General features: G+C 33.7%; 13 protein-coding genes. 3 read left to right on the top strand and 10 right to left on the bottom strand.

From position 1 onward, the window contains the following. Window positions 1-14 precede the first annotated feature (14 nt). The 7 genes from U8526_RS01405 to U8526_RS01435 form a co-directional block, all read right to left on the bottom strand. Window positions 15-872, bottom strand: coding sequence for an AraC family transcriptional regulator (locus tag U8526_RS01405; protein ID WP_334340182.1), 858 nt, complete (start codon window positions 870-872; stop codon window positions 15-17). Between the two features lie 16 nt (window positions 873-888). Beyond that, entirely contained in the window at window positions 889-3,027 is a 2,139-nt protein-coding gene (locus U8526_RS01410; protein WP_334340183.1) for a glycoside hydrolase family 65 protein, read from the bottom strand. A 55-nt stretch (window positions 3,028-3,082) separates the two neighbouring features. Further along, entirely contained in the window at window positions 3,083-4,537 is a 1,455-nt protein-coding gene (locus tag U8526_RS01415; RefSeq protein ID WP_334340184.1) for a PTS transporter subunit EIIC, read from the bottom strand. Continuing rightward, entirely contained in the window at window positions 4,506-5,966 is a 1,461-nt protein-coding gene (locus U8526_RS01420; protein WP_334340185.1) for a family 1 glycosylhydrolase, read from the bottom strand. Before U8526_RS01420 ends, U8526_RS01415 begins: the two co-directional genes overlap by 32 nt. A 276-nt stretch (window positions 5,967-6,242) precedes the next feature. Continuing rightward, entirely contained in the window at window positions 6,243-8,381 is a 2,139-nt protein-coding gene (locus U8526_RS01425; RefSeq protein WP_334340186.1) for a glycoside hydrolase family 65 protein, read from the bottom strand. A 162-nt stretch (window positions 8,382-8,543) separates the two neighbouring features. After that, on the bottom strand, window positions 8,544-9,980 hold the full coding sequence (locus tag U8526_RS01430; RefSeq protein ID WP_442886177.1) for a 6-phospho-beta-glucosidase: 1,437 nt from the start codon (window positions 9,978-9,980) through the stop codon (window positions 8,544-8,546). Between the two features lie 19 nt (window positions 9,981-9,999). Then, window positions 10,000-10,305 (bottom strand): PTS sugar transporter subunit IIB, encoded by a 306-nt coding sequence (locus U8526_RS01435; RefSeq protein WP_442886178.1) that lies wholly within the window; start codon window positions 10,303-10,305, stop codon window positions 10,000-10,002. A gap of 158 nt (window positions 10,306-10,463) precedes the next feature. Between U8526_RS01435 and U8526_RS01440 the strand changes: the two genes are divergently transcribed. The 3 genes from U8526_RS01440 to U8526_RS01450 all read left to right on the top strand — a co-directional run bounded on the left by U8526_RS01440 (window position 10,464) and on the right by U8526_RS01450 (window position 12,954). Then, complete coding sequence (locus U8526_RS01440) at window positions 10,464-11,768, top strand: PTS sugar transporter subunit IIC (RefSeq protein ID WP_334340187.1); 1,305 nt, start codon at window positions 10,464-10,466, stop codon at window positions 11,766-11,768. A 197-nt stretch (window positions 11,769-11,965) separates the two neighbouring features. After that, window positions 11,966-12,739 (top strand): ParA family protein, encoded by a 774-nt coding sequence (locus U8526_RS01445; RefSeq protein WP_334340188.1) that lies wholly within the window; start codon window positions 11,966-11,968, stop codon window positions 12,737-12,739. Between the two features lie 2 nt (window positions 12,740-12,741). Next, complete coding sequence (locus tag U8526_RS01450; RefSeq protein WP_334340189.1) at window positions 12,742-12,954, top strand: hypothetical protein; 213 nt, start codon at window positions 12,742-12,744, stop codon at window positions 12,952-12,954. 71 nt (window positions 12,955-13,025) lie between these two features. Here U8526_RS01450 and U8526_RS01455 read toward each other — a convergent pair whose 3' ends face one another. The 3 genes from U8526_RS01455 to U8526_RS01465 form a co-directional block, all read right to left on the bottom strand. Beyond that, window positions 13,026-13,676: an endonuclease III domain-containing protein gene (locus tag U8526_RS01455; protein ID WP_334340190.1), complete on the bottom strand. Its 651-nt coding sequence runs from the start codon at window positions 13,674-13,676 to the stop codon at window positions 13,026-13,028. Then, on the bottom strand, window positions 13,676-14,299 hold the full coding sequence (locus U8526_RS01460) for a DnaD domain protein (RefSeq protein WP_334340191.1): 624 nt from the start codon (window positions 14,297-14,299) through the stop codon (window positions 13,676-13,678). The genes U8526_RS01455 and U8526_RS01460 overlap by 1 nt, the downstream gene beginning before the upstream one ends. Before the next feature lie 63 nt (window positions 14,300-14,362). Next, window positions 14,363-14,842: a hypothetical protein gene (locus tag U8526_RS01465; protein ID WP_334340192.1), complete on the bottom strand. Its 480-nt coding sequence runs from the start codon at window positions 14,840-14,842 to the stop codon at window positions 14,363-14,365. Window positions 14,843-14,846 lie beyond the last annotated feature (4 nt).

Raw genomic sequence — 14,846 nt, forward strand, 5'->3', positions numbered from 1 at the left:
ATGATGGTTTTTATTTACTCTATTAATGAATATTTTTTACGGTATTGATTAGGTGACATTCCTACCTGAGATCTGAAGTTTCGATAGAATGTTTTGTTACTAGAAAAACCAGATTTTGCTAACACTTCACTGATAGAAGCGTCCGTATTAATTATTTCCCATTTAGACTTATCTATCCGATAATTATTTAAAAACTCAATGAAAGTTTGTCCAACATTTTTCTTGAAAAATCTTGAGAAATAATATGGACTAAATCCAGCCTTCTCAGCAACATCTTGTAAAGATATATGATATTGATAATTTGATTCTACATAAGTAAATACCTTATTCAATGTCTCTAGAATTTCCTTACTCTTTAAATTGACGTCAATATCTTTAACATCTTTTGTAGTCGGTAATTGTCTAACCATTATGGAAATTAGATGATACATCAAACTAATAATAATGAAATCCATGTCTGATTGAGAGTTATCTTCTTCTTCGACAATTTTTAGAAGAATATCATTCATTTCCTTTTCGATAGAATCATCCCACAAAGTGCTAACCTGCGAAACAGCATTTAACTTTGTCAGTAAATCAGAATCTTTAATCATTGACTCATTAAAAAGATTCATATCAAATTGATAAACAAAGCGATTGGAATCAGGTGTGGCAACAATATAGTGAATGTCGCCACTTTTAAAGAAAGCAATACCATTATTTTTTAGTTGGTACTGTTTATCATTTATACCTAAATTCAATTTTCCTTTGGTTAATAAAATTAATTCATATTCGCGATGCCAATGAGGAGTAGTTAAGATATCTCCTCTATTTTTAATGAATTTAAACCCCAATTTAGGATCAATCTTCGGCATTTCCAAATAAATTGCCAAGTAATCTCCTCCTGCCTTACTTCCTCACAGTAGATTTAACACCATTAATCATAACATTGACAGGATCTCCAGAAATGATATTTACTTGAACGTCATTTTGAGAGTAGTCAATGTTAAACAATCGTCCTTTGTATTGAATACGAATACTCATTTTGTTCCACGCATTAGGCAAATTATTTTGAATGCAAAGCATATTATCTTTAATTTGAATACCACCGAAGCCGGCCACGATAGCAATCCAGCTACCGCCTAAATTTGCAATGTGCAAGCCATCATTGGTATTACCTTGAAGATCGATTAAATCTGTTTTAGCAGTATCCAAGAAATACGAGTAAGCTTTATCTTTTAATCCTAATCTAGCTGCTAAAGCGCTAAAGATTGAACGTGAAAGTGATGAATCATGTGTCGTAATACGTTCATAATAATCAAATTCTTTAATTAATTGTTCCTTAGAAATATCATCGAATAGGAAATCTGCAAACAACGTATCTGCTTGTTTATTAACTTGATACCTATATAAAGTTAAAGGATGATAATGTAGCAACAATGGGTAATTTTGCTTAGGAGTATCTTCAAAAGGCCAAACAGGCTTTTGGAAGTAAGAGTCATCTTGTTCATTAATACCTTTCTTTGCATCAAAAGGCAGGTAAATTGTGTCATGAATAGTTGTGAACTTATTTAATTCGTTTTTATCTACACCTAAGCGTTTTGCCTCTTCAGGAAAGTCCATAATGAGTTTAATTGCAAAAGCAAGATTGAATTTTGCCATACGATTTGTGTAGTAATTATTATTAACAATAGCGGAATATTCATCCGGTCCAGTAACATCAAAGAAACAATATTTTTGTTGACCATTAACTTCAGCAAAGCTACCAAAATTAGTCCAAAATCTAGCTGTTTCCAAAACTATTTCTAGTCCATAATCTCTAATTAATTGTTTATCTCCGGTCACATCAAAATAACGATAGATAGAGTATGCAATGTCAGCGTCAATATGGTATTGGGCTGTACTTGCGGGGTAATATGCGCTAGCCTCCTTGCCATTGATAGTTCTCCAACTATATAGAGCACCGTCTTTTACGCCTAAAGTCCGAGCACGATTTTTGGCCTCAGACAAAATGCTATAGCGATACTTTATTAGGTCAGCTGCAATACTTGGGTTAGTATAAGCAAAAAATGGTGCCATATACATTTCCGTGTCCCAGAAGTAATGTCCTTCATAACCAACTCCCGAAAGTCCTTTAGCAGAAATATTGGTTTTTCCATCTCTACCAGCAGATGATTCAAGTTGATAAAGATTGAAATGAATGGCCCGATCTAGATCGTCATCCCCATGTATTTTCACTTCACTTTGATTCCAAAATTTCTCCCAAAAAGAAGTTGATTCGTTTTTTATATCTTCAAAAGATGGAGAATTAGCAAGAGAGATTGCCTCATCAATATCACCAACCACAGCGATTACATCAAATACTATTGGATCACTGCTTAGAGATAATATTTGATTCAAATCTGCATTCGAATACAATCCCATTTCAATAGATAAATCACTATTATCAGTAGTTACCTTCAAAGTTTTTTGCTTTTTCGAATTCAAAATATAATCATATTTTAGTGTTTTAATACCTCTAGATTTTCTTGGATCATCGCTATTTTCTGCGGTCTCATTTAACTCAAAATCCTTTACTAATTTAATTTTTCCCTTGTATTTATCGCTAGAAATTTCATAGCGTAATCCAACAAATTGACCTTTTTCTTGATTAACAACACTAGTTAAAGTCAATTGTATAGATTCATCCTCTGCATTAAATACTTTATAAATTGAATGCAATACTCCTTGCGACATATCTAATGTCATATCCTGTAATTGAGAATGTGTAAATCTATTACCATTTTCATCATAAATAAGTATTTGTCGTAAATCAGGTAATTTAACTATAGTCTGATTTTTTTCGGCATACCCATATGCTTTTTCACCATATGTGATATCAGATTCTTCATAAAAACCATTAACAACTGTTCCAGCACTATCTGAGGGACTAATTGGATCACTCGCCCTTATTCCCATGTGACCATTAGCAATGGAAAAAATAGATTCTAAGTATTCAGGTTGAGTCGATTTCAAATCATTTAATTTAAGTATCTTTGATGATTGCATAATTTACTATTCTCCAAACTAAAGAGAGACCGGCAAAGACCGTTCTCTCCATTTTTTAATTAATTGACGAGACACTGTTTAGATTCATTTCAGTCTTAGATTCATTAATAGTTTTCTTTTCCGCTACGGTTTCTTTAGAACCCTTAGATAAAATTAGACTAGCAATAAACGAAACGGACAGTGATAAAGCCATCATAATTACACCATTAACTACGTTTGACATCCCTTTGGCACCATTTAATCCCAAGATAGCCATGAAACTATTTTGAGGAACGTATAATGTAACACCCATGATTCCACCGTAAAGTCCGGCTACTCCAGCACCGATTACAGCGCCAATCATTGGTCTCTTATATTTAAGATTAATACCATACATTGCGGGTTCAGTAATTCCCATAATGGCGGATATTCCTGAAGAGGTAGCTAATGATTTTTGACTAGGCTTCTTAGCCTTAATTCCAAATGCTAAGGCTGCTGCACCTTGAGCTAAGTTAGAACAAACTTGTGCTACTAAAATTAATGATTCATGACCTGTTGAAGCAAATGTTGACAAGAAGATTGGCGTTAATGCATGATGCATACCTGTCATAACAATGAAAGGCATACCGGCAGCTAACAAAGTAACCATAATAAATCCTAAACGTCCTTGAAGCATATTGATTACCCAAGCCAATCCTGCACCAGCAAATGAACCCAAAGGTCCTACGACAATCAATGCGATTGGAGCACTAATTAAAAGAACTAGAGTCGGATTCAAAATAATTTTCAATGAATTAGGAGTTATACGATCCACGCCCTTTTCAATAAAACTCATGATCCAAACCATAAGTAGTGCAGGTATAACTGTTGCAGCATACGTATCAGGTACAATTGGAATTGATAAAAATGAGATCGGTTTACCTGATGATACCCATGCCGTGAAATTAGGATGTAATAATATACCAGCAACAATAACAGCCAAAGAAGTATTAACTTTGAATCTCTTAGAAGCATTAATTGCTAAAAGAATCGGCATGAAGTAAAAGGCAGAATCGCCCATAATATCAAGGACCTTATATGTTGGAGCATTAGCACTCATCCAATTAAAAGTTGTAGCCAATGAAAGAATAACCTTAATCATACCGGCGGCAGTTAATGCAGGAATCATTGGTGTCATGCAGGCGGTAATGGCGTCAATGATCTGATTGAAGATGCCTTCTTTTTTCTTGGGCTCATTGTTTTGTACGTTCGATGATGAATCCGTATCAGAATCACCATTAGTAACGCCTAACTTAATAATTTCATCAAAAACGTATCCTACTGTATTTCCTATCACAACCTGATATTGACTAGGGGTTTTAACTACTGTGACCACCCCATCTAAATCTTCCAACTGATCTTTATTTGCTTTACTATCATCTTTTAAATCAAATCTCAATCTAGTAGCACAGTGAACCAAAGAATTGATGTTTTGTTTACCGCCGACTCCTGAAATAATATCAACGGCTAATTTTTGATAATCTTTTTTCATTATCGTTCTCCCCCAAACCATTTAATGACAAATAATTCTTGAACCAAAAGAAACTGTCTTTTTTAATACGCTTATTTGTTCCATTTTCAAAATCATCTAAATCCACATAGATAACTCCGTATCTTTTAGACATTTTCCCTTCACTAACACTTACTAAATCAATAATTCCCCACATCAAGTAACCAATCAGTGGGATTCCATCCTCTTCAATTGCCTTCTTCATTTCCATAAAGTGTTGATCAAGATATTTAATTCTATAAGGATCATGAACTTGACCATCAATTACTTCGTCTTTAGTAGTTCCTAATCCATTCTCAACAATAAACACTGGTTTTTCATATCTTTCATACAGTTGATTTAAAGTAATCCTTAAGCCCAATGGATCAACCTGCCATACACCATCTTCATTTGAAAGATAGGGATTCTTAACAGTTTCAAATCCATTAGTTGCCGTATGCTCTAAATCTTCCCCGTGAGCAGCAGAACATGCACTGGAATAATAACTAAATGAAACGAAATCCACAGTATTTTCTTGAAGTATCTGTAAATCGTCACTAGTTATATCTAAATTCAAATTATTTTGCTTACATAAATTATTAAAATAACTAGGATAATTCCCTCTTACTTGAACATCTGAAAATAATAATGCTTTTCTATCACTTAAGTTGGCTGCCCAGACATCTTCAGGATTAGGTGAATATGGGTAAGTTCTGCCTGCCGCTATCATACAACCAAATTTAAATGCCGAATTGATCTTATTACCATGCTTAATTACTAAAGAATTGGCCAATAGTTGGTAATGCGCTGCCTGATATTCTTTTTGCAAAATATTATCTTGTTCAGTGAAAACGAGTCCTCCACCGATAAATGGAATATGCAAAATCATATTTAGCTCATTAAAGGGAATCCAGTATTTTACATATTTGGAGAATGCTTTCATAACAACATCTGCATAGTGTAAAAATAGATCAATTACTTTTCTATTAGACCAGCCATCATATTTAGTTACCAAATTTAATGGGATTTCAAAATGGCTTAAAGTCACAATCGGTTCCATATTGTACTTCTTGAGTTCTTTAAAAATACTTCTATAAAATTCCATCCCATCCTGATTAGGGATTTCTTCTTCACCGGTTGGAAAAAGCCTAGTCCAAGAAATTGAAAATCTGAAAGCGTTAATTCCTAATTCGTGTAATAACTTTATATCTTGAACGTACGTATGATAAAAATCTATTCCTAAATTACTAGGATGATGATCGTCATTATAGGTATTGAAAATGTTATTGTCGTCATCTTTATAAACAAGTTGTAATCTTCGCTCATCCATAGGTAACATGTCAAAATTAGACAATCTGGATTTAACATGGTTTTTATTTCCCTCGGTTTGACCGGCAGAAATAGCACCACCCCATAAAAAATTATTTTGCATTAGAGTACCTCTATCTTATGATTTATCGGAGATGGCCATCTCAATTAACAATTACAGAATACATCATAAACCGCTTACATTCAGTGTGCTATATTGTCCAATTATTCTCATATTTTGCGGTTGAATCATTTCTTCACAAAAATGATAACAATTAGTTCTTCAATCCACGCTATACTTTTAAAATAAAAAAGACTGCCCTTCACCGTCCGAAAGTAAACGGATTTAAGCAGTCTAAATAAAAGTTTCAATACTTTAAGTAAATATTATTTTAAAATTTTAATTTCCAACAGTAGATTTAATCCCATCAATAACAATATTAATAGGATCTCCGGAAAGGACTTTTACCTGTACATTGTCCTGTGAATAATCAATCTCCAACAAACAGTCTCTATATCTAATATGGATGGTCATTCCATTCCAAGCGTCGGGCAAATTGTTTCGAATGTTAAGTGTGTCATTCTTAATCTGAATGCCACCAAATCCTTCAACGATTGCGATCCAACTACCACCTAAATTAGCAATGTGTAAGCCATCGTTGGTATTTCCTTGAAGATCAATTAAGTCTGTTTTAGCGGTATCACGAAAATATGAATAGGCTTTGTCGCTTAAACCTAATCTTGCTGCCAAAGCACTAAAGATTGAGCGTGACAAGGATGAATCATGTGTAGTGATCTTTTCATAATAATCATATTCTTTGATTAATTGTTCTTTTGAAATATCGTCAAACAAGAAATCTGCGAATAATGTATCCGCTTGTTTGTTGACTTGATATCTATAAATAGTCAAGGGATGGTAATGCAACAATAATGGATAATTTTCTTTTGGAGTCTGCTCAAATGGCCAAACAGGCTTCTTGAAATATGAATCATCTTGTTCGTTAATACCTTTCTCTTCGTCAAATGGTAAGTAGATGGCATCACGAATTTTGGCAAATTCATTTAGGGTATGTTTATCGGCACCCAATTGCTTGGCCTCTTCTGGAAACTTTTTAATCAGTTGAATGGCAAAATCGAGGTTAAACTTAGCCATTCGATTAGTATAGTAATTGTTATTTACGATGGCTGAATATTCGTCTGGTCCAGTGACGTCAAAGAAACAGAATCGTTGTTTCCCATCTATCTCGGAAAAACTGCCAAAATTAGTCCAGAATTTAGCTGTTTCTAAAACAATTTCTAAGCCATAGTCTTTAATCAATTGATTATCTTCAGTTATGGTGAAATAACGATAAATAGCAAACGCAATGTCCGCATCAATATGATATTGTGCTGTACTTGCTGGATAGTAAGCACTCGCTTCCTTACCATTGATCGTTCTCCAAGTGAATAATGCCCCGTCACTCACTCCCAAAGTCCGAGCACGTTCTTTAGCTTCAGGAAGAATGCTGTATCGATACTTGATCAAATCGGCCGCAATGTCAGGATTGGTGTAAGCAAAAAATGGTGCCATGTACATCTCTGTGTCCCAGAAATAATGTCCTTCATAACCTACTCCCGACAACCCTTTAGCGGAAATATTAGTTTTACCATCCCTACCGGCTGAGGATTCGAGCTGATAAAGATTAAAGTGGATAGCCTTATTTAAACTGTCATCACCATTTATTTCAACTTCACTTTGATTCCAAAATCGTGTCCAAAATTCTATCGATTCTTCTTTAATTGATTCAAAGGTTGGTAAGTCGGTTGAAGAAATATGTTGACCAATATCGCCAACTATAGCTAGCACATCAAATTTTATGGGACCATCCTTTAAAGTCAGTATCATTTCCATGTCTTCACTTAACGCTAAGCCCATTTCAACAAACAACTTACTATTATCAGTCGTTACTCTTAGACCCTTTAAATCTTGCAAGTTCAATGAATCATATTGCAACGTAGTCACGCCCCGGGATTTACGTGGATCATCACTATCTTGTGCGGTCGTATCCAGGTCAAAATCCTTTTCTACTTTAATGTTTCCCAGATAGTTTTTACCAGTAATTTCGTAACGTAATCCAATGAATTGATTCTCTTTTTGATCGACTACACTGGTCAAACTGAGTTCAATCGATTCATTTTGAGAATTAGAAAGTTCATAAGTTGAATACAATATACCTTGAGCCATATCCAAATGCATATCTTTTAACTGAGATTGATCAAACTTATTTCTATTATCGTCATAAACCGTTATTCGACGTATATCTGGCAGTTTAACAATTGTTTGATTCTTGTCCGCATATCCGTAAGCTTTTTCACCATAATGAATGTCAGATTCTTCGTAAAAGCCGTTAACGACGGTCCCTGCGTCTTCTGAAGGATTAATAGGATCGCTAGCCCTGACGCCGACGTGACCGTTAGCAAGTGAAAATATTGATTCCAAATATGCCGGTTGAGTTGATTTCAAATCATCTAATTCAAGTGTTTTTGATAATTGCGTCATTTTACTCTCCAAACCAAAGGGAGACCGGACAAAACCCGTTCCCCCTTCTCGATATTTTGAAGCAAATAATACAGATATATTCTGCTTGCCGTTATCATACAACCTATTTGATTTTGAAGTTAATATTATGACTGTATTTACTGACAAATTCTGATGTGTACATTACTCTTCTAATTTTATTCCATTATTTTTTATTAAAGCTTGATACCAATAATAAGAGTCCTTCAATAATCTTTTCCCAGTTCCATATCCCTTGTCATTTTGGTCCACATAAATAAGCCCATATCGTTTGGACATTTCCCCAGTGCCAGCGGATATTAAATCAATAATTCCCCACGGTGTATAGCCGACAATATCGATTCCATCGTATATTATTGCCTTTTCCATCTCTAAAATGTGTGCTTTTAAATAATTTATCCTATATTGATCATGAATTTCATTTTTATTTGAAACCGTATCTCTTGCTCCCAATCCATTTTCGACAATGAATAAGGGTTTATGATAACGATCATTTAACCAATTTAACGAAAAACGTAACCCTATTGGATCAATTTGCCATCCCCATTCACTTTCTTTTAAATATTTATTCTTTATCTTATTTTTTTCTTCATAAAATGTATAGTATGGATCTTCATGATTATCAGCCTCTACTGTCATTGACATGTAATAAGATAATCCAATGTAATCTACAGTTCCTTTTTTTAGTATATCCAAATCAGATTGAGTTATATCCAAGTTCCAATTTGATTGTTTTTGATAAATTTTCAACCATTCAGGATAAATACCAAGACATTGAATATCTCCAAACCAATACCTTGCTTGATTAGCCCTTTCAGCTTTGAATATATCTTTAGGATTAGGTGTCGAAGGGTATATAGGAGCCATTGCCAACATACATCCTATTTTGAAATTTGGATTAATTTCATGACCCGTAATAACAGTTCTTGCACTTGCAACTAATTCATAATGTGCAGCCTGATACATTATTTTTTCAGAATCTTTTAAAGAGCATCCCATTATACCTGAATTAGAATATAGTGCTAATTTACTTTGAAAATCCGACTGATTATTAATTTCATTAAAAGTCATCCAGTACTTAACTTTATGTTTATAACGTTTGAATACTGTTTGTGCAAATTTAACAAAAAAATCAATTAATTTTCTATTTTTCCATCCTCCATACTTCTTAACTAAACCGTATGGCATCTCAAAATGAGACAAAGTTACTATCGGTTCTATGCCGTTCTTATTAAGTTCATCAAATAAATTATCATAAAAGTCTAACCCAGACTCATTCGGCACATCATCATCACCATTAGGATATATTCTTGTCCACGCTATAGATGTTCTAAAACACTTTAATCCAAGATCAGCAAATAATTTTATATCATTTTTATATGAGTGGTATAAATTAATTCCAAAATGATTCGGATATACGTTATCTCTTGATATTATGGGCGTAATACATCTTCCCTGATTAACTGAACCAGATGTTAGATGGTCAGCGATACTGTCTCCTTTTCCATCTTCATTCCATGCGCCCTCTACTTGGTGTGCTGCAACTGCTCCACCCCATAAAAAATCACTTTTTAATGCCAAAATAAAATTTCCTCTTTTATTATTTAATTTTAGATAACGCCAAAGAAAGTACTTTATCACCATTCATTGTTCCGTAATCTTTCATGTCAATCACATCTACAGGTACTTCCACCTCATTTTCTACTTTATGTAATTGGAATTTTATTTGTGGGCCTAATAAAATGACTGCAGGATTATTTTTCTCAACTTCTTCAGGAATTGATGCACTTGCTGTAGCAAAAATATTAACATCAATTTCTCTTTTTTTTGCTGCCTCTCTCATTTTCGTTACAAGTAGTGAAGTGGACATTCCACCTGCGCATGCTAACATAATTGTTTTTGTCATAATAAATTTCCTCCTGTATACGTTTTCAAATCATTAATAGTATAATCTCCTTGCAAAAACTCTGCAAGAAAAAATAATTTATAATTTTTATTTGACAAGATTTTATTTTTGATTAGAATAAGCATTGTTGAATGAAGCGCTTACATAGGAGGGATACAATGGATAAAGAAAAAAATTCAACTCTAGATACTTTAGTCAATTGGCTTCAAGATAAATTGAATCCAATTGCAGATAAGCTAAATGAAAATATATGGCTATCGGCTGTACGTGATGGATTCTTTGGTGCCACATCAATTTTAATTATTGGTTCTATCTTTTTACTATTTGCTAATTTACCAATAGCAGGTTATGCAAATTTGATGTCATCAATTTTTGGTAAAAATTGGACTGTATTTTTTACTGTTCCATATAATATGACAATGAATATCATGGTAATTTACGTTGTTATTGGAATGGCAAAGAGTCTTGCCAAAAGTTTAGGTGTTGACGATATTCAAGCAATCATTCTTTCATTTGCTGCATTTTTCACACTAAATCCTACGATTAAGGATAAAACTGGAGCAGAAGGAATTGACCTTGTATCTATTAGTTCTACAGGTATTTTTTTAAGCATAATTGTCACTTTATTAACAGTTAAACTTTTAAGTATATTTTATGAACATGATTGGCGTATTAAAATGCCTTCAAGTGTTCCAGAAATGGTAAGCAATTCGTTTTCAGCATTAATACCTGGGGCCGTCATTCTAATTATCGCTGTAACTATAAGAATCTTATTCAGCATGACTAGCTTTGCAACAATTCAGGGATTCGTAGATAAATTAATTCAAACTCCTTTGTTAAAAGTTGGGGCGTCTTATGGAGCAACTATGCTTGTTGAATTTTTGGAAGCTTTGATTTTTACCTTTGGATTACATGGACCAAGTATTATCAATTCAGTCATGACTCCAATATGGTTAACTTTAACAACACAAAATCAGGCTGCCGTTGCCGCCGGAAAAGCAATTCCACATATTATGAATCTTCAATTTGATGCTAATTATATTAAATTAGGTGGAACTGGCTGTACTATAGGGTTAGCCATATTATGTACTTATTTTGCAAAGTCAAAACAATTAAAGACATTGGGAAAATTATCATTAGCGCCAAGTATTTTTAATATTAACGAGCCATTAATATTTGGATTACCCATTGTTCTTAACCCTATTCTGATGATTCCATTTGCTTTGTCACCTATAGTATTTGGATCTTTGAGCTGGTTTGTTACATCCATAGGTTTAGTTCCTTATGCAAATGGTACTAATATTCCGTTTACAACTCCCCCAATCATTGCTGGATTTTTAATTTCTGGGTGGCAAGGGGCCGTTTGGAATATAATTGAAATTTTTCTTTCTATTGCTTGGTATTATCCATTCTTTAAGATATTTGATCGTTCAACGACTAGTCAGGATTTAAGTAATGAGTAGATAAAAAAGATAGATACTCTAATTATGTAATGATCTGTGGTTCGTACAGATTTACAATAAAGAGTATCTATCTTTTTTTATTAACAGAAATAACAGGTATAAGACTACGGCCTATATAACATTTGCTTTATAATTAGAATATGATATTTTTAAATTAATTCAAGAAGTTAAAGTATATTTGAAACGAGGTTATAAATTTGAGTCCACATGTTTTAATTAATTTTGGTTTTAAAGAACATACCGGCCGCTCGACAATGAATGCTATCTTTGCATTTTTACTGGGAAGAATGAAAGAAAGAACTTTATTAATTGATTTGGATCCTTCCATGACATCAACAAAAATGATATCTAAAACTACAAAAATCAACATTGATCCGGAAAATACAATTTATACTGGCCTAACCCAAATGGATTTCAAGAATAGCGTTATTAAAGTAAACGATGCCCTGTCGATAATCCCAGGAGATTGGAGAATTAACTTATGGTCTCCTTCCCCAGATAAAAAGGAGAAAATTTCTTACATTTCCGAAGCTATATCTAACCTCAAATATAATTTTAAATATATTATTATAGACATGCCGAGTACTGAGTCAAATATTGCAAATGATGCCCTTAGGGCAGGCACAAATATTTTTCTTACTTTAGAAAACCAAAAGTTATCATATACTAACTTTACTAAGGACGTGCAATACTTAACAAAGACAAAGCGTAACTTCAAGACAAATTATGCTGTATCAGGAATATTATTGTATATAACGCGTGGTAATCCTTCATCTAAAGACAATCAATTGTTTATAAACGATGCTAAATCTAAATTTGGTGATGCAATTATGTCAAATCCAATGTGGTTTCAGGAAAGAATAAAAAGTTTTACTGAGGATGGGATTTCATCAAATGGAATTTGGGATAATCGTGTATTAACGATGTATCAAAATATATTGAACGAAGAACTAACTAGGATTGAGGAATAAATATGTCAAAAGATTTTCTAGATCAAATAAACGCTGGATTAGGAGTGCCTACTAAATCTCAAAATGGAATCCTGCAGGATAAGAATGAGAAGACACACCCTGTACAAGTAAGAGAGTCTACTTACAAGGAATTGAAAAAAATAGCATTTGAAAAAAATATTAAAATAGTCGATCTTGTTGATTCATTACTGAAATATTCATTAACAAAAAAATGAATGTTTTTAAAAATCATAACAAATAAAGGAATACTGAAGACATCCAATAGTCTCGGTATTCCTTTATTTGTTTAATTACTCTTTTCATTTTCAGCGTTCAATTCATCACATTTGATGATCAATTGGTTAGTTTCCTTAGCAGGATCAACCTTCATTGAATACTTGCGACCGTATTCGATCATCGTGTGATGTGCTTGATGCAATTCTTGTGCTGGCATTACACTGACGATTTTCTTCTCAACTTGCAAGGGATTAGCCTTTTCGTCAACAAAATGGAGTCGTTTAGAAATGGCTGAAACATGCGTATCGACAGCAAAGGTCGGTTGATCAAAGACATCGCTTAAAACCACATTAGCCGTTTTTCGACCCGCTCCAGGAAGTTCCATAATACCCTTTCTAGTTTCGGGTACAACATCATTCAATTTCGTATGAACGACCCCGGCTGTTTTGATAATATTTTTGGCCTTGTTATGGAATAAACCAACACTTTTAATAATTTGTTCAACGTCCTCAACCTTAGCGTTCATCAGATCCTTGGGTTCTGGATATTTTGCAAATAAAATTGGCGTAACTTTATTGACAGAAACGTCAGTTGCTTGAGCGCTAAGAATTACGGAAATCAAATATTGAAAGGGTGTCCTTGAATCTAATGATGGTCCGACGGGTCCGACATCGTCTTCCATTTGACGAATAGCCCAAACTATCTGTTCATCTTTTAACATTAATATCCCAACTTCTTTCGACGATCTTGTAATTGTTCTGCTGTCTTTATATTACTCTTTTCCCAACTAATTAGGATACGATCCATATATTTTAACGAATAAGCTTGATTCAACACTGCTTCACGTAAAGCAAGATCAATCAATTCAACACTGTAATGGTCGTCATCGATCCATTGATGAATTTGTTCTTGTTCGATTGGCGATATGGGACGGCCAAATTCAACTTCAATTTTCTTGAATAATTCTTCAGTCTCAGACATCAAGCGATTCTGTTGATTCGAAGCCTGTTCTTGTTGCAATAAGTTCTTGATTCGATGATAAATTGGAGTCAACGAATAAATATCACGTTGTTGATGATGATCCATGATGGTCTTCAATTCAATCACGCCTAACTTGATCAAGCCTTGAATAATCGTGTAAATACTGGCTTCATCCATCCCCGTGTTTTTAGCTAAATCCTTTGCCATAGGGAAAGTAACACCTTTTTGGGCATACATGGACAAAGCTAAATAGACGATCAGGTCCTTTTCCGTCATTCCCAAATTATGATAGTTTTGTAAAATTAAATTATTGATACTGGTGCTACCACTATCTACGAATGCATTGAATAATTCATCTTCCATACTTAATTACTCCAATTAACAAAAAAAGCCCGAGAACACAAATCTCGACTTTTTTTATTTGATTTAAATATTATTTATTATTTGAACACTTTTACCAGTACGAAAATCGACCAGATTGTAGCCGATACTACCATTTTTCTTTTGGAAAGCTACTTCCCAAGTTGGTTTATTTTTGTATAGTCCCAAATTGATATGCAAAATCTTTTTGGCACCATAACGTTGGGCTACATCCTCGATAACGCTTTGACGTACAGGCGCTGTATTCTTGTTGACTATTTCTGTTTTACCGCTTTTAGCATTGATAATAATATAACGATATTTTTGACCTTTAGTCAAACCACCAACCGCATAATATTGTTTTTGGCGTGTGTAATTGCCGAAATAATCCGGTTGAACAATTCCCGCTTTTTCCTTAGCAATATCATTAGCTTGTGACTTTGCACTCGAGAACGGTGCAAATGAAAGATTTAAATATGTTAATACCGAAACAATAGCAAGTGCGATCAGAGATATGGTCAATAAAACTTTTGTACTTCTATTCATGAAA

Origin of the sequence: Companilactobacillus sp. HBUAS56275, assembly GCF_036913655.1 — a bacterium.
In the GTDB taxonomy this organism is placed as follows: domain Bacteria; phylum Bacillota; class Bacilli; order Lactobacillales; family Lactobacillaceae; genus Companilactobacillus; species Companilactobacillus pullicola.